A 20,042-nucleotide genomic window follows, 5' to 3' on the forward strand; every position below is an offset into this window, starting at 1 on the left:
AAATAGTAAAACGTCATGAGAAAGCGTTCAGGCCGGTGATATCCATGCCGGTGATGAGGAGATGTACTTCGTGCGTGCCTTCGTAGGTGATGACGCTTTCGAGGTTCATCATGTGGCGCATGACGGGATATTCGCCGCTGATGCCCATGGCGCCGAGGATTTGCCGCGCCTCGCGGGCAATGCGCGTAGCGGTTTCGCAGGCGTTGCGCTTGGCCATGGAGATTTGTTCGGCGGTGTCTTTACCGGCGTTGCGAAGCATGCCGAGGCGCCAGTTGAGGAGTTGCGCTTTGGTGATATCGGTGATCATTTCCGCCAGTTTTTTCTGGATCAGCTGGAACCCGGCGATGGGCCGGCCGAACTGAACGCGCTCTTTCGCATAGCGGAGTGCGGTGTCGTAACAATCCATCGCCGCGCCGATCGCGCCCCATGCAATGCCGTAACGGGCAGACGACAGGCAGGAGAGGGGCGCCCGCAGCCCACGGGCTTCGGGCAGCAGATTGGTTTTCGGGATGCGGACGTTGTCGAGCACCAACTCGCCGGTGGCACTGGCCCGGAGGCTCCATTTGCCTTTGGTTTCCGGTGTCGAAAACCCTTCCATCCCGCGCTCCACGATCACGCCGCGCACCTTGCCTTCGGGATCTTTCGCCCAAACCAGGGCAATGTCGGCGAAGGGGGCGTTGGAAATCCACATCTTCGCGCCGTTCAGTAATATATGGTCGCCGTCGTCATCGAAATAAGTCAGCATACCCGCCGGATTGGAACCGAAATCGGGCTCCGTGAGCCCGAAGCAGCCCATCATTTCCCCGCTGGCCAGGCGCGGCAGGAAACGCTTTTTCTGTTCTTCGCTGCCGAACGCAAAAATGGGGTACATGACCAGGGAGCCCTGGACGGACGCCGTAGACCGGATGCCGCTGTCGCCACGCTCCAGCTCCTGCATCATGAGGCCGTAGGAAATATGGTCCATCCCGCCGCCACCGTACTCCGCGGGGATCGTGGGGCCGAAGCAGCCGAGCGCCCCCAGCGGCCGGAGAATATGATGCGGGAACTCCGCACGCTGGCAGCAGTCGTCGATGATCGGGCTGATCTCTTTCTTCACCCAGTCGCGCACCGCGGAGCGCACGAGACGGTGCTCGTCTGTCAACAATTCGTCGATGGCGTAATAATCGGGCGATTGGAATAAATCCTGGTGCATGGTGTTAGATTTTTGCTGTATCTCCGAATTTACGGAATTACGCCAAAGTTGTACCTTCGGCCGGCAAATCTGTCGCTTATGGCCAAATTGATACCTGTGTTCCTGCTGGGCGTTTTCCTGACGTTCGTGATCGCCAGTTTTTCTTCCCGGCTGAAACAAAAGCCGGAAGGAACGGTGACGCTTCCGCCCGCCACGGCGGATTCCCTGGCACAGGCTACCATCGTACAGCAGTACTGGATGGTTTTTTTCCGGAATGGCGACCATATGCAGCAAGACCCCGCGTCTGCCGCGTTGATAGACGAAGCGCACGTGCTCCACATCCGCAACCTCACCCGCGAAGGCAAAATGATGCTGGCCGGCGCGTTTGCGGAATATGATGATCTGCGGGGGATGTATGTATTGAAAGCGGCCGACAGCCTCGATGCGGTAAACATGGTATTGGCGGATACAGCCGTGGCGACGGGCCGCCTCCGGTTCGACATCAAGCCCTGGTGGACGGCCCGCAACTGCGTTTTCAAATAAGCCTTCCCAAAAACGGAAACGCCCCCGGCCGGGAGCGTTTCACTATGATTTCCAATAACTTTTACCGGGGTTGACTTACAGGTAAGTCGCCATTTCCGCCTGAAGGGCCTGCGCCGCGGCGCGCGCGTCTTCCGCGAACTTCTCGTCGTTACCGGCGTAGATCACGGCGCGACTGGCATTGACCAGCAGCCCTACATCACCGTTCATCCCCTTTTCGGAAATATCCCTGAGGCTGCCGCCCTGCGCGCCCACACCGGGCACGAGGAGGAAGTGGTCTGGGACGATCTTGCGGATAGAGGCTACGGAATCCGCCTGTGTTGCGCCCACTACGAACATCATATTGTCCGGCGTGCCCCAGGATGCGCAGGTGCGCAGCACTTTTTCGTACAAAAGGCCGTCGCCGGCGGGTTGCAGCTGGAAGTCGGCGCTGCCGGCGTTGCTGGTGAGGCCGAGCACGATGGCGAATTTGTCGCTGAAACCGAGGAAGGGCTCCACGCTGTCGCGGCCCATGTACGGCGCTACGGTCACGGAGTCGAAGCCGTAGGTCTCGTAGAAGGTTTTGGCGTAATAGGTAGACGTGTTGCCGATATCGCCGCGTTTGGCGTCGGCGATGGTGAATACGGTTTTAGGAATATACTCGATGGTGCGCTGGAGGCTTTCCCATCCGCGGATGCCCTGGCACTCGTAAAATGCGGTGTTGATTTTGTAGGCGACGCAAAGGTCGTGCGTGGCGTCGATGATGGCTTTGTTGAAGGCGAACATCGGGTCGGGGTGGGAATGCAGGTGTTTGGGAATCTTCTGCATGTCCGTATCCAGACCGATACATAAGTAAGATTTCCTGTCCCTGATGAGCTGCACCAATTCCTGTCTATTCATAATATGTTTTCAGTGTTAGCGCGAATTTCCGGCATTTTTGTCAATTCCTGATTTTGATTTTCCGATTTTCCTTCTTAATTTTTCCCCGGTCCACGATTGTCGAAAAACTGATTTCCATGAAACTTTATCAAAAATTACTGTTCGCCCTCCTCTTTTGCCTGCCTTTTATGCAATCGAATGCACAGAAGCGCGGATTGCCGAAAATAGGCGTGGCTACGTCTATGGAGAACGACAGTCTCCTTGCTGCGGCCGGGTTTGCGCATATCGAGGAAGGCGCGAGGAAGCTGTTCGCCCCGTCTGTCCCAGACACGGCCTATCACCGGTTCCTGGGCAGGATCCGGGCCATGAAGCTCGACCTTGTCACCTGCAACCTCTTCCTTCCCGGCACCATCCGGCTCACGGGCAGGGAAGCCAATGAAAAGGAAATTCTCGGGTATGTAGACACCCTCATGCAGCGCGCCAGGGAAGCGGGCGTAAAGATCATCGTGTTCGGTTCGGCCGGCGCGCGGAAATTGCAGGAAGGGCAGGATTCGGCCACCGCGCTGCGCGAGCTGATCGCCATTTCCCGGAAAATGGCCGACGTGGCGAAGAAATACGACCGCATCATCGCCATGGAAAATCTCAACAAGTCGGAAGATAACTTCATTAACAGTCTTTCCATCGTCACCCACATCGCCCAAGCCGTCAATCATCCCAATTTCCGGGTAACGGTGGATATTTACCACATGCTGCGCGAAGGGGAAGATCCCGCATCGATCCTTGCCGCGGCGCCGTACCTGGTGCATTGCCATATCGCGGAGAAGGAGGGGCGGCGTGCCCCCGGCACGGCGGGCCAGGATTTCAGACCGTATCTCGCCATGCTGAAGAAAGCGGGGTACAAAGGCCGCATCACCATGGAATGCGGATGGAAGAACATGCCGGAAGAATGCAGGCCTGCATTGGCGTATCTCACCCAACAACTGAACGAAGCTTACGAGTAATCAACCCAACAATCATAAAATCATTCCACTATGACTATTAGCAACAAGAACCGCCGCGAATTCCTGAAACTCTCCATGATGGGGGGCGCCGGCGTGGCGCTCAGCGCCATGGGCATGCCGGCCAGCAGCTATGCCCGCATCCTGGGAGCGAATGACCGCGTGAACGTGGGCGTGGTCGGCTTTTCCGACCGTTTCCGCCAGGCGCTCATGCCCTGTTTCCTCAACAATTACAAAGACCTGAATTTCGACATCGTAGCCGTGTCCGACATCTGGAAGCGCCGCCGCGAAGAGGGGAAATCCGTACTGGAAGGCAAGCTCGGCCGCTCCGTTCAGGCCTGTGTGAATAACGACGAACTGTACCGGATCAAGGACCTCGACGCGGTGATGATCGCCACGGCCGATTTCCAGCACGCCTTCCATACCATCGAAGCCGTGAATAACAAGAAAGACGTGTATTGCGAAAAGCCCTTCGCCGAAACGATGGAAGACGCCCGCAATGCGCTCAAGGCCGTGAAAGCCTCCAATCGCGTGTTCCAGGTGGGCACGCAGCGCCGCAGCGGCCCTGGGTACCATGCCGCGGCCAAATTCATCCAGGAAGGCAAATTCGGCCCCATCACCATGGTGGAAATGACCTGGAACGTGAATCAGCCTGGCCGTTGGCGCCGGCCCGACCTGGTCAGCGAAATCCGCCAGGCCGACGTAGACTTCGCCCGGTTCCATTGCACCCGCCCGAAAGAAAACTGGGACCCCCGCAAATACCTCGAGTACCGCCTCTTCTGGCCATATTCCTCCGGCATCTTCGGCCAGTGGATGACGCACCAGATCGATACCGTGCATTGGTTCTCCGGCCTCGAACATCCGCGCAGCGTTGTGGCCGGCGGCGGCATTTACCAGTGGAAAGACGGGCGCACCAACGCGGATACGCTCACCGCGGTACTGGAATACGGCCCGCAGAACGATCCTTCGTCGGGCTTCCAGGTGGTGTACAGCTCGCGTTTCCATAACTCCGCGGGCGGTACCAAAGAGTTGTATTATTCCAACGGCGGGATGATCGACATGAGCACCAACAAGATTTCCCCCAACGGCGGCCTCCGCGAAAAAGAAGCGGCGGCGATGGGCCTGAAAGCGAACCTGCTGCCCGAAATGAGCCTCGCGGCCGCGGCCGGCGTAGAAGCGGGCGCCAACACCGGCGGAGACGATACCACCAACGCCCACGTCCGCAACTGGATGGATTGCGTGCGCAGGCAGGACCTGAAAACCAACGCGCCCATCGAAGCGGCGTACAGCCACTCCATCGCCCTCATCATGGGCACGGCGGCTTACCGCACGGGACTGCGCGCTACGTTCGACGAAGCGAAACAGGACGTGATGGTTGGCGGGAAAGTATTTACCCTGTAGTTTTTTATTGCACGCATAAACGAAGGCGCGCGGGCCGGACGGGTTACTGTCCGGCCTGCCGTCTTTTCGCCATTTCCTCCGCGATCTCCGCCGCCTGTGTATCGCCCGTGGCGTTGAGGTGCGAGATGATGTTGGCGTAATCGCGGTCGTTGCGGTTCTGGCTCAGTTTGAAGCGCGTCTCGATTTTATCCAGCGACATTTCGAAGCCGGTGATCGCTTTAAGACTGGCCTGCATGGCTTTTTCCGGGATGTCGGCCATGCGGACGGGATGTTCGGACGAGGCTTCATATTTGTTCATCAGGCCGGTGAGGGATTCGACCAGTTCCGCTTCCGAGAGGATGCGCAGTTTGCCGTAGATATGCACGGCGATGTAGTTCCATGTGGGGATTTTTTCCTTTTCGTACCAGGAAGAGGAGATGTAGGCGTGGGGATCGGTGAAAACGGCGAGGAATGTTTGCCCGGACCTGAAATCTTCCGTTTGGGGATTTGCGTTGGCGAGGTGGCCTCTCAGCACGTAGGAGCCCGGTGCCTTTTCTTCCAGTTCTACCGGGATGTGGGTGCCGTAGGGGACGCCGTCGTGCACGCTCAGCAGCAATGCGAAGGCGTGTTTGCGGATAAAAGCGGCAATGGTTTCGAAATCGTGTTCTTCTGTTTGCTTAGGGGTGTACATGTTGATAAGTATGATTATTTGTGATATATTGTTTGACATTTAATCCCGATACCATGGACCCAATAGTTCCCGTTATGCCTGCCGAAGGGCAGGAGCCTGCGTTCCCCACGCTGGTCAAGCGCATTCAATCTTCTTTTATCGACCTGTTATTTATTGTGCTGCTAATGTTGCCGGCGTCGCGGTTGCTGGACGGCCTGGGCGAGGGGGCGCCGGAATGGATCAATATCGTCATTTTCCTGGCGCTCTGGGGCGTGTATGAACCGCTGTGTACGGCTATCGGGTGTACGGTAGGCAACTGGGTCACCGGTATCAGGGTGCGCCGGTCGGCCGATATCCGTAAAAAGATCCCGATCTGGGCGGCATATGCGCGTTATGCGTTGAAATGCCTGCTGGGGTGGCTTTCGTTCGTCACGGTCCACTTCAATCCCGAGCGCCGGGCCATTCACGACCTCGGCGCCGGGAGTGTAGTGGTGCTGAAGCATTCGTTGCCTTAGCGCTCCGTGATCTCCACGATCTTGGTGGGCGCGATGTTGGCATTGCGCATCGCGATATTGCGGGCGGTATTGCCGGCGAATTCGGTGAAGGCTTTCTGCGTAACGGGATCGTTGCCGGTGATGGCCGGAACGCCGTCGTCGCCACCTTCGCGGATGCTCTGGACCAGCGGTATCTGGCCGAGGAACGGGATTTCCAGTTCTTCCGCGAGGCGCATGCCGCCTTCTTTCCCGAAGATGTAATATTTGTTTTCCGGCAGTTCCGCGGGCGTGAAGTACGCCATGTTTTCCACGAGGCCGATGATGGGCACGTTCACCTGCGGGGAGCTGAACATGGAGATGCCTTTCTTGGCGTCTGCCAGGGCCACGTCTTGCGGGGTGGTCACGATCACGGCGCCGGTTACGGGCACGGATTGCACGAGGGTGATGTGGACGTCGCCCGTTCCGGGGGGCATGTCGATCACGAGGTAATCCAGGTCGCCCCAATGGACGTCGCTCACGAATTGTTTCAGGGCGCTGCTGGCCATGGGGCCACGCCAAACGATGGCCTGTTTTTCGTCTACCAGCAATCCGATAGACATGAACTGGATGCCGTATTTTTCCATGGGGGCGATCATGCCTTTGCCGTTGACGTTCACCATCATCGGCCGCTGGCCGCGAACGCCGAACATGATGGGCACGCTGGGGCCGTAGATATCGGCGTCCATGAGGCCTACCTTGGCACCGTCCTGCGCCAGGGCGATCGCCAGGTTGGCGGCTACGGTGGATTTGCCTACGCCGCCTTTGCCGGAGGCGACCATGATGATATTCTTGACATTCGGTAGCAGGGTATTGCCGTCTTTCCGGTTGGAGCTGACGTTGGCAGTCATTTTAACTTCTACTTCCGCTTCCTTGCTGACGAGGTGGTGAATGGCATGGACGCACGCGTTGCGGATGAGTTCCTTCAACGGGCACGCAGGCGTGGTGAGCACCACCGTAAACGTAACTTTATTTCCTTCGATCTCGATGTCCTTCACCATGTTGAGGGTCACCAGATCCTTTCCCAGATCGGGTTCTTCCACATTCGACAGCGCCTCGAGGACCTTCTCTTTTGTGATCATAAAATGTTGTTAAATTTGATTGCGATCTGCAAAGTTAACCATAAATGAGGTTTAATTTGTCGCTATTATATTGGACATTGCGGGTCAGTTCCTGTATCTTAGTGCCTACACATGTATAGAAATCTTGTCATACTTTTTTCCCTGGTGTGCTTGCCTTTACTTTCCTCTGCGCAATTCAAAGCGTTCAGGGACAGCATCATACAGATATCCGGTATTACCATGACGGCAGACAGCCTGCGTGCCGTACCGGCGGTGAGCATCCTCGTGAAGGGCCAGGGCCGCGGCACCATCTCCAACAGCGTGGGCGTTTTTTCCATCGTTGCGTTTAAAGGGGATACGCTGCAGTTCAGTGCCGTAGGCTTCCGCAAGAAGGATTACAAAATCCCGCTCGACTTGCCGGGCAACCGTTATTCCATGATCCAGCTGATGGCGGAAGACACGGTGTACCTGACGGAGACCATCATCAAGCCTTACCCTACCCGCCGCGAATTCGAGAAACTGTTCGTGAGCATGGATATTCCGAACGATATGTACGAAATAGCCAGGAAAAACAACGAGCAGGCAAAGCTGCGCGCTATTGCGCAGGGCATGCCGATCGATGCGGGCGGAGCGTATAACGTGTTCATGCAGAAGCAGCAGCAATCGCTGTACTACGCCGGCCAGGTGCCGCCGCAGAACATCTTCAACCCGCTGGCCTGGGCCCAGTTCATCGAATCCTGGAAACGGGGCGATTTTAAAAGGAAAAATTAACCCCCGCGGCCCGGTGCGCGCTTTTTCCTAAATTGCCGCATCATTCACCAAAATTGTACGTTATGCAGAAAGTAGCCGTGATCGGCGCCGGCACGATGGGAAACGGCATTGCGCACGTGTTTGCGCAAAACGGTTTCACCGTTCACCTCATCGATGTGGCGCAGCCCGCGCTCGATAAAGCCCTGGACACGATCGTCCGCAACCTCAACCGCCAGCTCGCCAAGGAAATCATTACGGAAGACGTGAAGCAAAGCACCATCGCCAATCTTCACACCTTTACCGATATGGCCGCCGGCGTGAAAGGCGTGGAGCTAGTAGTGGAAGCCGCCACCGAAAATGTGGACCTGAAACTCCGCATCTTCCGCGATCTCGACCAGCACACCGCTCCCGGTACCATCCTCGCCACCAATACCTCTTCCATTTCCATCACCAAGATCGCCGCCGCCACCTCGCGCCCCGGCAAAGTGATCGGGATGCACTTCATGAACCCCGTGCCCGTGATGAAACTCGTAGAGATCATCAACGGATATGCCACCGAATCCGACGTCACGGAAGCAGTGCGGGAACTGTCGCTCAAACTGGGCAAAGTGCCCTGTATCGTAAACGACTATCCCGGTTTCGTGGCCAACCGCATCCTCATGCCCATGATCAACGAAGCCATCATTGCGCTGCATGAAGGCGTAGCGGGCGTGGAGTCCATCGATACGGTGATGAAGCTCGGTATGGCGCACCCCATGGGCCCGCTGCAACTGGCGGATTTCATCGGGCTCGATGTTTGCCTTTCCATCCTCCGCGTGCTGCACGACGGATTTGGACAACCGAAATACGCGCCCTGCCCGCTGCTGGTGAACATGGTGACCGCAGGGCACCTGGGCGTGAAGAGCGGCAAGGGTTTCTACAAATACGAAGGCGCGGGGAAAGACCTCGTGGTAAGCGACCGCTTCCGTCAATAAATTACTTCCGTAAAATAATCGACCCGCCGGCTACAGTGATCGCCTGGCGGGTCTTTCCATCAAATCCCACATCTATATCCTTGTTACTGCTCCTTTCTGGCAGTTGACTTGTACAGGTTGAGATCGAGTTTTTCGGAGATGTATTGGATCGCCGCCATGGCCTTCACGCTGTTGCCGACGGGGTCCAGCGGGGGCGCGAACGCCGCGATGGCCATTTTGCCCGGCGCCACGGCGATCACGCCGCCGCCTACACCGCTTTTGCCGGGAAGCCCCACCTGGTACAGCCATTCCCCGGATGTTGTATATAATCCTTCCATCGACATCGCCGCCAGTACTTTCGGTACATATTCCGCTTTCAGCAAACGTTTACGCGTGAGAGGGTTCACACCGCCGTTGGCCAGCATGCCGGCCATGACGGCAAGGTCTTTGGCGGAAACGCCCACGGAACATTGTTTGGTGTAGCTGTCGCACGCGTCGATCGGGTCGGCCCACATATGCCCGTAAGCCGCCAGCAGCATGGCGATGGCGCGGTTGTGCTGGTTGGTGGCGGCTTCGGATTTATACAATTCATCGATGAGTTGCAGTGGCCGTCCGGCCATTTCTCCCAGGTAATCCAGCACGATCTTCCATTGCGCATCTTTGTCAGGCCCCTTCACCATGCTGTTGGCCGCCATGGCACCGGCGTTCACCAGCGGGTTCTGCGGAGAATATCCTTCCAGCTCGATGGCGATCACCGAATTGAAAGGCATGCCGGTGGCGTTGACGCCGATGCCGTGCATGATGCTGTCTGGCCCCACGTCCATCATCGCCTTGCACAGCACGAACGCTTTCGAAATGGATTCGATGCCGAACTCGTATTTCGAATCGCCCACTTCATACACTTTTCCATCCGCCGTTACAATGGCGATGCCGAAGAGGTGGGAAGGAACGTTGGCGAGGAAGGGAATGTAGTTCGCGTTGGCGCCGCCGGGAAGGTTGGCGAATTTCGCATGCGTTTCCTTCAGCAGCGCGTCCAGGTCTTGCGCCAGCGCGGCCAGCGGAAGGAGGAGAACGGCCATCAGACCCATTATCAAACGTTTCATTGTTACGCGTTTTTGAGGTTTAGAATTTGAACATCGCGGAGAGTTGAAGGCGGTGGTTGTCTGCGTTCATACCATCGATGTTGTTCCGGTAACCGTATAGATATTCGATGCCTACTTTCATGAAGCCGTTGGGGTACCACAACAGGTTGCCCACGCCGTAGTGCGACCAGTTGAAATCCGCCGGAGGCTGATAGGCTTTGGGTTTCAGCGTCAGGTACGCCCATCCCGCGGTGGTGCTCCATTTGTCTGACCACCAATGGTCGTAGAACCCCATCAAACCGAGCGCCGGTACGGTATTGAGTTTTTTCTCGGGAGAATGGTAGATGGCATCGTAGCCGTTGCCGCCGATATCGTTGAGGTAATTCGCGATCCCTTCTCCATACGCGGCCTGGTACACGAAATTATCCTTGTTCGGCAACTGGAACGCCCCGGTAAGGTTCACGCCCCAGCCCGGCGCGCTTTTGCGGTCGAGCGCGGGCGTTTCGTACGTGAGCGGGTGAAAGGCGCCGGCCAGTTTGATGTGGTTGCCCGTTCCCCAATCGTGCCGGATGCTCAGCACCGCGTCCGGCAACTGCTGCAGGCTGGCGTAGCCGCTGTCTGCGGGTAAGGTGATGTTGCCGCTGGGTTTTTCCAGCGAGACGGCGATTTTCGTATGCTCGCCAACCGGTTGCGTGTACCGCACCTGCACCTGCCGGGTAAAAACCATCGAATTGGGACCGTAATAATCGAGCGTATTGGGGAACACGTCGATGTCCATGAAGTTCGACCAGTACTGTCCTGCTCCGAATCGGCCGTATTCGCCCCAGGCGTGACGGAGGCGGGGAACGGAGGAACCGTCGGGGTTGAAGAGATCGAATTCGAGGATGGTTTTCAGCGGATTTTTCCCGATGGGGATGGTGCCGATGAAGTTGAATCGGGTTTGACGGATGGAGTAGGAAGTGCTCGTTTTGTGATCGTTGGGAATGAGGATGGAACTGGGCTGGAACGCGTCGTGGTTGGACGTGCGGTGGAAGTCGTGAATGGCGTCGAACTGCACGAAGCCGCCGATTTCCAGCGATACGCCTTTGTTGTCGGCCAGCACGAAACCGCCGAACCTGCCCGATTCGATGGCGCTCCTGGTTTGGGAGCGGGGATCGGGGTCGATGCGGTTAATGCGGAGCTCGAGCCTGCGCATGCGGGCTTCGAGCGAGTCGAGGCGCGCCCGGGAGTCAGGGTCCTGGCCGCGGGCGTGGGTTACAGCCAGCGTGCCGGCGGCCAGGAGCGCACATCGCGCGGCCAGCCGGAATATTGGTCGCATGTTCATGATGTACGTATTGGTGGATCAGGTTTTTGCGGTTGCGGGTTTCTTTTTGACGGATGCGCTGATGAGGAACGGCGCCGCTACGAAAACGATGGTGCCGACCGCCACTACGCCAACGTAGAAGGCTGGACTGCCCACCGGCAGCTGCGTGGGCGGGAAAAACGCCACCACGAAGGAGAACGCCACGGCAATGAACCCAATCCCGGCGATCAGCCACATCCCGGTATTGCCTCCCGGCACCTTGTAGGCGCGCACCAGTTCGGGCTGCGTGTACCGCAGCTTGATGGCCGATGCGTACATGAGCATGTACATGATGAGGTACAGCCCGATGGTGAGGGCGCTGAGCAGGAAGAAAGCCACGTTCACATCGTCCATCACGAAATAGAGGCTCGACAGTACCGACACGATGCATCCCTGCACGATGAGGATATGGCTTTGCACGCCGTTTTTATTCGTATGTGCGAGGAACGGCGGCAGTTGCCCGTCTTTGGCGGTCCACAGCAAACCGCGGCTGGGCCCGGATATCCACGACATCACGCCTGCAAGCACGCCGAAAGCCGCAAGGGCGCCCATGATGTTGGTAAGCCACGGAACCCCCAGCCGTGCGAACTGCTGGTCGAACGCCACGAGCAATCCGCCCTGCAGGTCGATCTGGTCGTACGGGAGCATGGCCGCCATGCCGAGGGAGCCCAGTGTGAAGAGCCCGAAAGAGATCAGCGCGGCGAGGAAGATGGCGGCGGGAAATTGTTTCTGCGGATTGGAGAGCTCCTGTGCATGCACGGCATGCACTTCCACGCCGGCAAACAGCAACAGGATGCCCGCCAGGAAGGCGATATCGCCCATCCCGTGAATCCCCGGGATGAGGCGCGGATGGATGCGGCCCTGGGTTTCATGGACGAGGGAATGCTGCTCCGCCGGGATGTTGAGGAACTCCAGCGGGTGCCCGCCCGCCAGCCAGACCGCCGCGAGCAGTATGACCGCCACGCCGGGCAGCACGGTGCCGATGAGGAACCCCTGGCTGGAGATCTTCGACACGATATCTGTCCCCTTAAACGTGATCCACGTCGCGAACCAGTAGATACCGATGGAGAAAACCCCCACGAAAGTGCCGTTCAGCGCCAGTTCCGGCCGGCCGATCATGTAGGCGATGCTTGCCGCGGCGAATGCGAGAACGGTAGGATACCAAACTACATTCTGTATCCATTGCAGGAAAATGGCGAGGAAGCCCAGTTTCTGGTTGTACGCTTCTTTCACCCAGGTATATACACCGCCCCCTTTCGCGGCGAAGGCGCTGCCCAGTTCGGCGCCCACCAGCGCGGCGGGCATGAGGAAGAGGAAAGTGGCGAACCCGATGTAGAAAAACATCGTCAGCTCTTCCTTCGCCATCATGGGCAATCCCCGGAGGGAGATCACCGCCGCTGCCGTCATTAAAGCCAGCTGAACGGTGGAGATCGATTTATTTGCAGATGCCATATCGTTGTTGTTGATGAGGAATAGGATGTTTGCGCCCTAGTGGTGGTAACCGCCGGATTCTTTCTGTGTGGCGGATGAACTTACGGGGTGGTTTTTGAAATACTCGATCTCGCGCTTCACGTCGTTGATGAACAGGGTGGCCATATCGCGGCTGAAGCCGTGGCGCACGAGTATCCGCTGTATCACCACGTCTTGCATATGGGCGGGAAGCGGGTAGGCGGGTACCTGCCATCCGCGCATGCGCAGCCTGTCTGCCAGGTCGTACAGCGTGAATCCGGGCTTGATCCCGTCTTTCATCTTCCAGCTGGCGCCGGGCAAGCCGCCCCTGCCGTTATAGAAAAGCGTGAACATGCCCAGTTTTTCAATTTCATCGGCGATGTATTGTGCATGGCCGAGTGCGGCTTCCTGCACTTTTTTGTAACCGCTGCGGCCCAGCCGGATGAAATTATAGTATTGGGTAATGATTTGTCCGCCGGGACGGGAGAAGTTCAGCGCGAAGGTGGGCATGTTGCCGCCGAGGTAGTCTACGTAGAAGATGAGGTCTTCGGGCAGGTCGGTCCGATCGCGCCAGATCACCCAGCCTACGCCCAAAGGGGAAAGACCGTATTTGTGGCCGGAGCCGTTGATGGATTTCACGCGGGGGATGCGGAAGTCCCACACGATCTCGGGGTTTACGAACGGCGCGATGAACCCGCCGCTGGCGGCATCTACGTGCATGGGGATATCGAGCCCTTTTTCCTGCTGGAGTTTATCGAGGCGGTCGCTGATGGCTTTTACGTCTTCGTACATGCAGGTGAACGTTACGCCGAAGGTAGGCACAACGCCGATGGTGTTTTCGTCGCAGGCGGCGGCAACATCGTCGGGGTTGAGGGTGAGTTTATCGGGGGAGAGCGGCAGTTCGCGGATTTCCACGTCGAAATAGCGGGCAAACTTATGCCAGCAGATTTGGACGGCACCGGTGATGATATTGGGTTTGCTGGTGTCTTTCCCTTCTTTTTGGCGGCGGTTGCGCCATTGCCATTTGAGCGCGAGGCCTCCGAGCATGGCGGCTTCAGACGATCCGGTGGTGGAGCAGCCGATGGTGTTGGACGCGTCTGGCGAGTTCCAGAGATCGGCGAGCATGTGCACGCAGCGGTTTTCGATTTCGGCCGTTTGGGGATATTCGTCTTTGTCGATCATGTTTTTATCGATCGTGAGGTCCATGATCTGGTGAACTTCCGGTTCCACCCACGTCTGGCAGAAAGTAGCGAGGTTCTGCCGCGAGTTGCCGTCGAGCAGCATTTCATCCGACACGATCGCGTAAGCATGCCTGGGGTCCATTTCCGCGCCGGGGAATTTGTATTTGGGCGCCGAGATGGTCAGATCGGAAGATGCGTACACCGCTTCCTTGAAGAATCCCCGAACCGCGTTTTTTTCATGTAATGCCATGTTAACACTATTTTATTGGATTAAGGATAATATGGTGATACCGGGCATGGCTTCGCCGGGCGCTGCCGGCGGCGCATGCATATAATAGGGTGCAGTGCTGATGTATCGGAAAGGGTTTACTGTTTGATTAACAGGAATTAAATTGATTTGTTCAACGGCAGTGGGGAAGAGGTACGATCGTCTTATTGTTGTTAATGGACCGGTAAGGACATCTTTCTGATGGACGAAGGTACCGGAGGGATAGGTTAACTTTTTGATGCCCGAGGTCACCGGCGGGATAAGTGGGGGCTATCTTTATCGGCTGAATAAGCATAGGCTATTTTTTGATGCAAGCGTTACCGGCTGGATAAGCAAAGGCAATAAATTTCCGCACGAAGCTACCGGCGGAATCAATCAGCCTGATTTTTCGATAAATAAAGGTATCACCAGATGCGTGCGCACATACCTTCTCCACCCCGGTCCCAAAGGGGATCCGGCACGCTGGCAAGACGGATTTTTAGAGTCAGTGGAAAGGGTTAACCCGCGTACTTTTCGCGGTATTCTTTGGGAGAGAGGCCAACGATCTTGCGGAACAGCTGGCGGAACGCCTTCGCGTCTTCATACCCGGCCTGGATCATGACGCCGGTAATGTTTTCCTGTTTCCCTTCAAGCAGCTTTTTAGCCGCTTCGATCCGGATGCGCTGCAAATACTCGATAGGCGTTATGCCCGTAGCGGTTTTGAACCGGCGGATGAAATTGCGGCGGCTCACCGGCAGGTCGTGTATCACTTCCTCCACCGTTACCCGGTCCTGGAAACGCTCTTCCATCCGCTGCTGCGCGGCCGTCACCAGCTCGTCGTTATGCGCGCGGGAGGGCGACCAGTTCGCGAAATACGACTGCCCCGCACGGTCCATGTCGATGGCAAACACCTTCGCCGTGTAAATGGCCGTAGTACGGTCGCAATACTTTTCGAGGATGTGCAGCAACAGGTGGAAAGTGGACGTGGCCCCTCCGCTCGTGTACACCCCGCGGTCGTCCGTAACCACCACATCGGCGTCTACGATCACCTCAGGGAAAATGCGCGAGAGCGCCTCAACGGCCGTAACGTGCGTAGTGGCCCTGCGCTGGTCGAGCAGTCCGGTTGCGGCCAGCAAAAACGCGCCCGTGCAGAAGCTCGCCACTTCCGCCCCTTTCGCCGCCTGCTGGCGGACCCACGGAATGAACGCCGCGTTCTCCCGCAAATAATCCGACATGTTCCCCGGGCGGAATGCCGGGATCAGCACCAGGTCAGACGCCGTCACCTCCTCGTGGTGCAGCGGCTGATACTGCTCGTCCGGAAACGCGACCGTCCCGTCTTCAGGATGGCGGACCAACCGGATGTCGAAGTAAGGCATACCTGTGTTTTCCTGGTAATAGTGGTTAACCGTCTGGAAGACGTCCAGGAGCGCCGCGATGCTGATAGGTCTGTAATGCTTCGTGAGAAGAATGGATAGTTTTTTCATAAATGGCATTGGCGGTGAATGCCGAAAGTACAATTTTTCCGTCACAACCGGTCCCGCCACCCCCATAATTTATACAACAGCCATGGCGCGTAATCCCCTCCAATGCTGGGTTCTAACCCATCAGTCGCATTGTACTTTTCAAAGAAAAAGCCGGCACTTCGGCCGGCTTCGGATGATCGCATTTCTTGTCAGGTCCGTTCCCCGGACGGCTGCCCGGACGAAAACTCATGTCCGCAATACACGCAATGGGTCAAACCCGCCTGTTTGCTGGACCGTGCCCCGCAGGCCGGACAATCCCTCCCTGTTTTCGGGGTTTCCTGCTCCGGCGGAGGCAACTTCAGGTTCTCAATAATTTCCAGCGGTTTGTGCTTTTCTTCCGTCATTTTACCCTTTTTTCTGATGTAATCGGTGTCGTACTAATGGTTACTTCCAGACTATCGGTATCTATCCGCTAGTATTAATCCATTAAATATATTAAAAAACTAACAATTGAAAAATCTCCGTGATGAGCGGTAAAAATGACGGGCGAAAAAAAGCCGCTTCCGGTAAAGGAAACGGCCCTGGTTTGTTCTAAGGATTTGGCTGGTTTATATACCTGCGGCTGTACGCCTGGCTGTTTCGGCCAACAGGTTATCGAGATAGGCGCGGTCTCTCCATTTCCCCCCGGAAACGAGGCCGCGGATTTTTTGCGTGTTGTGGATGTCTTCCAGCGGATTGGCGTCGAGCAGCAGCAAATCCGCATGCATGCCGGGCGCCACGGCGCCGTAGCCTTTCTGCCCCAGGAACTTCGGCCCGTTGATCACGGAAGCTTTCAGCGCCTGCTGTGCCGTCATCCCGTATTTCACCATCAGCGCCAGCTCTTCGTGCAGCGCCAGGCCGGGATAGCAGTAGGAATTGAGGTATCCTGCATCGGTGCCCGCCAGGATCGTGACGCCGGCTTCCACCAGGTCGGCCAGCACGGCGGCGGATTTTTCGTAATTCGCCTTGCGGAACGCGATAGCGGCGGCATCGTGCTTCAGGATGCCGTTGATGCGCCCGGTGTAGGTGCTTTGCAGGCCGCGCCCGATGTATCGCAGGTAATCGTCGTGGCTCCGGTCGTGCTCGTCCCAATAGGAAAGAATATGTCCGAGGCTCAGTGTGGGCGTTACCGCGGTGCCTTTGGCCGCCATGTAGCGGAACATTTTCAGCGCGGCGGTTTTATCGTAGGTGGCATTGATCCTGTCTGTCAGCGCCCTGCCTTTCAGCGTGCCGGCGGCTACCTGTGCGCTGATGCTTTCCTCTTCCGACGAGCCGGCTTTCAGCAGGTAGGGGATGTGCTCGACGGAGCTGAGGCCCGCGTCCACGATCGCTTTCATGGGAATGGCGTAGGGCACGTGGCCGGAAATAGCGAAGCCGCGCTTCCGGGCCTGGCGGATGCTTTCGAGGTACAGCCCGGGCTGGAGGGTGTTGTCGGTGATCTTCACGAAATCGACATGCAGGCCCTGCAGGGAATCGAGGGCTTTGGCGAGCTCTTCCTTCGTTCCGATCTCGATATCGCCTTTCCAGACGGATTTGTAGCCTTCGAGCTTGGGCCCGGAAGTAAAGATGTGCGGGCCTTCCAGGAGCCCTTTGGCGACGGAGTCGCGCCAGGGCAACACGAAATGACTGATATCGGCGGCACAATCGCGCACGCCGGTTACGCCATAGGCGAGCATGAGCGGGAGCAGGTTGCGGTTTTCGTGGGCCAGGGTATCTCCTCCGCCGAAATGCATATGGTTGTCCCACAGCCCGGGCATGAGGAATTTGCCGGAACCGTCTACCACCACGGGCGCGGTATGGCGCAGTTTTCCGTCGGCGGTGACGGCCACGATGCGCCCGTTTTTCACCACCACGGCCTGCCCGGGAGCGGTACGGCCATGCTCCACGTCGATGACGGACACGGAGCGGATGATAAGATCGGCGGGCGCTTTTTGCGCACGCGCACCGGAAAACACAGCGGCGAGCGATAGTAACAGGAGCGTTCGTTTCATCCCGTGAAAATACGCGCTGCCCGCTTCACCGGATGGTACATGCTGAAACAATCCCGGCATTTTTACACGGAAATAGTAATTTCACCCCGGTTAATTAACACAGTGAACAAATGAAGCGACTCGGATTGATCGCGCTGCTGGCCGCAGGCATGCAGGCGCAGGCGCAAACGGGGCGGGTGAATGTTATTCCCGCGCCGGTACAGGTCCAGGAACAGGCCGGACAATTCTCCATCACCCCTCAAACCGCCATCACGGCGGATGCGCCTTTCGGCGAAGTGGCGGCCCTGCTGTCCCAACAAACGGGCATGCCTTTCCGGAAAGCCGGCATGGGCAACATCCGCATCCTCCGCGAAATCACACGGCAGGTGGCGGATAGCGCGGCGTACAGGCTGCTCATCGGTCCGAAGGAAATTCGGATTTACGCATCCGGCCGCGCCGGCGCCCTGCACGGAATGTATACCCTCCTGCAGATCATGGCCACGCAACCCGACCCGAATATCCTCCCGGCGGTTACTATTTCAGACCGGCCGCGCTTCGGGTACAGGGGGCTGCATCTCGACGTATCCCGCCACTTCTTCCCCCTCACTTTCATGTACAAATACATCGACCTCATGGCGATGTACAAGATGAACGTTTTCCATTGGCATATTACCGACGGTGCCGGCTGGCGCCTCGAGATCAAAAAATATCCCGCGCTCACGCAGAAAGCCGCATGGCGCACGCACGCCAATTATATGGAATGGTGGAAAAGCCCGCGGCATTATGTGGAAGAAGGCAATCCCAACGCCTATGGCGGCTATTACACGCAGGCCGAAGCCCGTGCCGTAGTGGCATACGCCGCGCGCCGGGGCATCACCGTGATCCCGGAAATCGAAATGCCGGGGCATTCGGAAGAAGTATTGGCCGTTTACCCGCATCTTTCCTGCGCGGGCGAGCCCTACAAACAATCCGAGTTCTGCCTGGGCAACGATAGCACGTTTACTTTCCTCGAAGACGTGCTGCGCGAAGTGATGGACATCTTCCCTTCGCAATACATCCACATCGGCGGCGACGAAGCCGATAAATCTGCCTGGAAGAAATGCCCCAAATGCCAGCGCCGCATGAAGGAACATGGCCTCACCAATGAAGAAGCCCTCCAGAGCTACGCGGTAAAACGCATGGAGAAATTCCTCATCGCCCACAACCGCAAACTGATGGGCTGGGACGAAATCCTCGAAGGCGGCCTCGCACCGGAAGCCACCGTCATGAGCTGGCGCGGCGAAAAAGGCGGTATCACCGCCGCTTCCGAAGGGCACGACGTGGTGATGACGCCCGGCGGTTATTGCTATTTCGACAGCTACCAGTCAGATCCGTCTACCGAGCCACTCACCATCGGCGGCTACCTTCCGCTTTCGAAAGTATATGCCTACGAGCCCATCCCCGCCGAGCTTCCCGCAGAAAAAGCCCATCACGTCCTCGGCGCACAAGCCAACGTGTGGTCCGAATATATGCCGACGACGTACCAGGTGGAATACATGGTGTTCCCGCGGATGATCGCGCTGTCGGAAGTGTTATGGTCGCAAAGGGAAAAACGCGGATGGGAAGATTTCAAGACCCGCCTGCAGGCGCATTACCGCCTCCTCCAAAGGAAACAGGTGAATTACTACCGCCCGTCGTGGCAACTGGAACCAAAAACCATGATCGACACCGTCCGCAAACAAACGATCGTTTCCTTCCAGACCGAACAATTCCAGCCCGTTATCCGCTATACGCTCGACGGCTCGCGCCCCACAGCGAATTCGACCTTGTACGTGAGACCGGTGGAAGTACCCGGCACCGCAACCCTTACTGCCGCCATCTTCCGCGACACCATGCTCATGGGCCGCCCCGTGAACGTGCCCGTCAATTATCACAAGGCGATCGGCAAATCCGTGATCTACAACGCACCCTGGAGCGGCAGTTACCCCGCGCAGCAAGCGCAAACCCTCGTCAACGGCTACCGCGGATCGCTCACCTATGGAGACGGCCAATGGCAGGGCTTCCTGGGCAAAGGGCTGGACGTAACCATCGACCTCGGCGAATCGCAGCCGCTGGAAAGCCTTTCCATCGGATTTATGCAGCTCACCGGCCCCGGCGTCTACATGCCGCCGCACGTGCAGGTACAGGTGGCCGATGACGTACGCGGGTTGGTGATGGCGGCAACGAGCACCGTCCCCAACGACGTTCCGCCCACGCATGAAAAACTCATCTTCAAGGATTTCAAATTCGACCTCCGCGGCAGGCAGGGCCGCTACATCCGCGTGATAGCGCCGGTGCAGAAGGGTTTCCTGTTCACGGACGAGATTATCGTATATTAGA

Annotated in this window: 17 protein-coding genes; 7 read left to right on the plus strand and 10 right to left on the minus strand. The window is 57.5% G+C overall.

What is annotated here, in order from left to right; translation table 11 throughout:
• Nucleotides 1-13 precede the first annotated feature (13 nt).
• On the minus strand, nt 14-1,192 hold the full coding sequence (locus tag ACQKLP_RS20325) for an acyl-CoA dehydrogenase family protein (RefSeq protein ID WP_427324741.1): 1,179 nt from the start codon (nt 1,190-1,192) through the stop codon (nt 14-16).
• A 78-nt stretch (nt 1,193-1,270) separates the two neighbouring features.
• Between ACQKLP_RS20325 and ACQKLP_RS20330 the strand changes: the two genes are divergently transcribed.
• A complete protein-coding gene (locus ACQKLP_RS20330) occupies nt 1,271-1,714 on the plus strand; it encodes a hypothetical protein (RefSeq protein WP_427324743.1) in 444 nt (147 codons plus the stop codon).
• A gap of 75 nt (nt 1,715-1,789) precedes the next feature.
• Here the strand turns inward: ACQKLP_RS20330 and pyrF are convergent, their stop codons facing one another.
• Nucleotides 1,790-2,590, minus strand: a complete 801-nt coding sequence (gene pyrF, locus ACQKLP_RS20335; RefSeq protein ID WP_427324744.1) for an orotidine-5'-phosphate decarboxylase — start codon at nt 2,588-2,590, stop codon at nt 1,790-1,792.
• 116 nt (nt 2,591-2,706) lie between these two features.
• On the opposite strand from pyrF, the gene ACQKLP_RS20340 reads away from it, so the two are divergent.
• Nucleotides 2,707-3,570: a sugar phosphate isomerase/epimerase family protein gene (locus ACQKLP_RS20340; protein WP_427324745.1), complete on the plus strand. Its 864-nt coding sequence runs from the start codon at nt 2,707-2,709 to the stop codon at nt 3,568-3,570.
• Nucleotides 3,571-3,600: 30 nt separating this feature from the next.
• Nucleotides 3,601-4,968, plus strand: a complete 1,368-nt coding sequence (locus ACQKLP_RS20345) for a Gfo/Idh/MocA family protein (protein ID WP_427324746.1) — start codon at nt 3,601-3,603, stop codon at nt 4,966-4,968.
• 43 nt (nt 4,969-5,011) lie between these two features.
• On the opposite strand, the gene ACQKLP_RS20350 is transcribed toward ACQKLP_RS20345, so the two are convergent.
• Nucleotides 5,012-5,638, minus strand: coding sequence for an FMN-binding negative transcriptional regulator (locus ACQKLP_RS20350; RefSeq protein WP_427324747.1), 627 nt, complete (start codon nt 5,636-5,638; stop codon nt 5,012-5,014).
• A gap of 53 nt (nt 5,639-5,691) precedes the next feature.
• On the opposite strand from ACQKLP_RS20350, the gene ACQKLP_RS20355 reads away from it, so the two are divergent.
• Nucleotides 5,692-6,132 (plus strand): RDD family protein, encoded by a 441-nt coding sequence (locus ACQKLP_RS20355; protein ID WP_427324748.1) that lies wholly within the window; start codon nt 5,692-5,694, stop codon nt 6,130-6,132.
• Here the strand turns inward: ACQKLP_RS20355 and ACQKLP_RS20360 are convergent.
• The gene (locus ACQKLP_RS20360; protein WP_427324749.1) at nt 6,129-7,229 is read right to left on the minus strand and encodes an Mrp/NBP35 family ATP-binding protein; all 1,101 of its coding nucleotides are present in this window, start codon (nt 7,227-7,229) and stop codon (nt 6,129-6,131) included. The two genes, ACQKLP_RS20355 and ACQKLP_RS20360, sit on opposite strands and share 4 nt — an antisense overlap.
• A 144-nt stretch (nt 7,230-7,373) precedes the next feature.
• Between ACQKLP_RS20360 and ACQKLP_RS20365 the strand changes: the two genes are divergently transcribed.
• Both ACQKLP_RS20365 and ACQKLP_RS20370 read left to right on the plus strand, forming a co-directional pair.
• The gene (locus ACQKLP_RS20365; protein ID WP_427325064.1) at nt 7,374-7,979 is read left to right on the plus strand and encodes a carboxypeptidase-like regulatory domain-containing protein; all 606 of its coding nucleotides are present in this window, start codon (nt 7,374-7,376) and stop codon (nt 7,977-7,979) included.
• Between the two features lie 62 nt (nt 7,980-8,041).
• Nucleotides 8,042-8,932, plus strand: coding sequence for a 3-hydroxyacyl-CoA dehydrogenase family protein (locus tag ACQKLP_RS20370; protein WP_427324750.1), 891 nt, complete (start codon nt 8,042-8,044; stop codon nt 8,930-8,932).
• Nucleotides 8,933-9,015: 83 nt separating this feature from the next.
• Here the strand turns inward: ACQKLP_RS20370 and glsA are convergent, their stop codons facing one another.
• From glsA to ACQKLP_RS20400, 6 genes are all read right to left on the minus strand, one after another.
• Nucleotides 9,016-10,014, minus strand: coding sequence for a glutaminase A (glsA, locus tag ACQKLP_RS20375; protein ID WP_427324751.1), 999 nt, complete (start codon nt 10,012-10,014; stop codon nt 9,016-9,018).
• A gap of 19 nt (nt 10,015-10,033) precedes the next feature.
• A complete protein-coding gene (locus ACQKLP_RS20380) occupies nt 10,034-11,317 on the minus strand; it encodes a DcaP family trimeric outer membrane transporter (RefSeq protein ID WP_427324753.1) in 1,284 nt (427 codons plus the stop codon).
• Nucleotides 11,318-11,335: 18 nt separating this feature from the next.
• The gene (locus tag ACQKLP_RS20385; RefSeq protein WP_427324754.1) at nt 11,336-12,787 is read right to left on the minus strand and encodes an amino acid permease; all 1,452 of its coding nucleotides are present in this window, start codon (nt 12,785-12,787) and stop codon (nt 11,336-11,338) included.
• Nucleotides 12,788-12,823: 36 nt separating this feature from the next.
• A complete protein-coding gene (locus tag ACQKLP_RS20390) occupies nt 12,824-14,215 on the minus strand; it encodes a glutamate decarboxylase (protein WP_427324755.1) in 1,392 nt (463 codons plus the stop codon).
• Nucleotides 14,216-14,730: 515 nt separating this feature from the next.
• Nucleotides 14,731-15,696 carry a GlxA family transcriptional regulator gene (locus ACQKLP_RS20395; RefSeq protein ID WP_427324756.1) on the minus strand — a complete coding sequence of 322 codons (966 nt, stop codon included), beginning with the start codon at nt 15,694-15,696 and terminating at the stop codon, nt 14,731-14,733.
• A gap of 587 nt (nt 15,697-16,283) precedes the next feature.
• Nucleotides 16,284-17,705, minus strand: coding sequence for an amidohydrolase family protein (locus tag ACQKLP_RS20400; RefSeq protein WP_427324757.1), 1,422 nt, complete (start codon nt 17,703-17,705; stop codon nt 16,284-16,286).
• A gap of 110 nt (nt 17,706-17,815) precedes the next feature.
• On the opposite strand from ACQKLP_RS20400, the gene ACQKLP_RS20405 reads away from it, so the two are divergent.
• The gene (locus tag ACQKLP_RS20405; RefSeq protein ID WP_427324758.1) at nt 17,816-20,041 is read left to right on the plus strand and encodes a beta-N-acetylhexosaminidase; all 2,226 of its coding nucleotides are present in this window, start codon (nt 17,816-17,818) and stop codon (nt 20,039-20,041) included.
• The last annotated feature ends 1 nt before the right edge of the window (nt 20,042 follow it).

The sequence above is a fragment of the Chitinophaga sp. NPDC101104 genome (genome assembly GCF_050277495.1).
In the GTDB taxonomy this organism is placed as follows: Bacteria; Bacteroidota; Bacteroidia; order Chitinophagales; family Chitinophagaceae; genus Chitinophaga.

Coding starts and splice junctions, on each gene's coding strand:
- ACQKLP_RS20380 (WP_427324753.1), bottom strand. CDS start 11,317: ATGAACATGCGACCAATATTCCGGCTGGCCGCGCGATGTGCGCTCCTG.
- ACQKLP_RS20400 (WP_427324757.1), bottom strand. CDS start 17,705: ATGAAACGAACGCTCCTGTTACTATCGCTCGCCGCTGTGTTTTCCGGT.
- ACQKLP_RS20395 (WP_427324756.1), bottom strand. CDS start 15,696: ATGAAAAAACTATCCATTCTTCTCACGAAGCATTACAGACCTATCAGC.
- ACQKLP_RS20405 (WP_427324758.1), top strand. CDS start 17,816: ATGAAGCGACTCGGATTGATCGCGCTGCTGGCCGCAGGCATGCAGGCG.
- ACQKLP_RS20350 (WP_427324747.1), bottom strand. CDS start 5,638: ATGTACACCCCTAAGCAAACAGAAGAACACGATTTCGAAACCATTGCC.
- ACQKLP_RS20390 (WP_427324755.1), bottom strand. CDS start 14,215: ATGGCATTACATGAAAAAAACGCGGTTCGGGGATTCTTCAAGGAAGCG.
- ACQKLP_RS20360 (WP_427324749.1), bottom strand. CDS start 7,229: ATGATCACAAAAGAGAAGGTCCTCGAGGCGCTGTCGAATGTGGAAGAA.
- ACQKLP_RS20355 (WP_427324748.1), top strand. CDS start 5,692: ATGGACCCAATAGTTCCCGTTATGCCTGCCGAAGGGCAGGAGCCTGCG.
- ACQKLP_RS20325 (WP_427324741.1), bottom strand. CDS start 1,192: ATGCACCAGGATTTATTCCAATCGCCCGATTATTACGCCATCGACGAA.
- ACQKLP_RS20385 (WP_427324754.1), bottom strand. CDS start 12,787: ATGGCATCTGCAAATAAATCGATCTCCACCGTTCAGCTGGCTTTAATG.
- ACQKLP_RS20330 (WP_427324743.1), top strand. CDS start 1,271: ATGGCCAAATTGATACCTGTGTTCCTGCTGGGCGTTTTCCTGACGTTC.
- pyrF (WP_427324744.1), bottom strand. CDS start 2,590: ATGAATAGACAGGAATTGGTGCAGCTCATCAGGGACAGGAAATCTTAC.
- ACQKLP_RS20370 (WP_427324750.1), top strand. CDS start 8,042: ATGCAGAAAGTAGCCGTGATCGGCGCCGGCACGATGGGAAACGGCATT.
- ACQKLP_RS20340 (WP_427324745.1), top strand. CDS start 2,707: ATGAAACTTTATCAAAAATTACTGTTCGCCCTCCTCTTTTGCCTGCCT.
- ACQKLP_RS20345 (WP_427324746.1), top strand. CDS start 3,601: ATGACTATTAGCAACAAGAACCGCCGCGAATTCCTGAAACTCTCCATG.
- glsA (WP_427324751.1), bottom strand. CDS start 10,014: ATGAAACGTTTGATAATGGGTCTGATGGCCGTTCTCCTCCTTCCGCTG.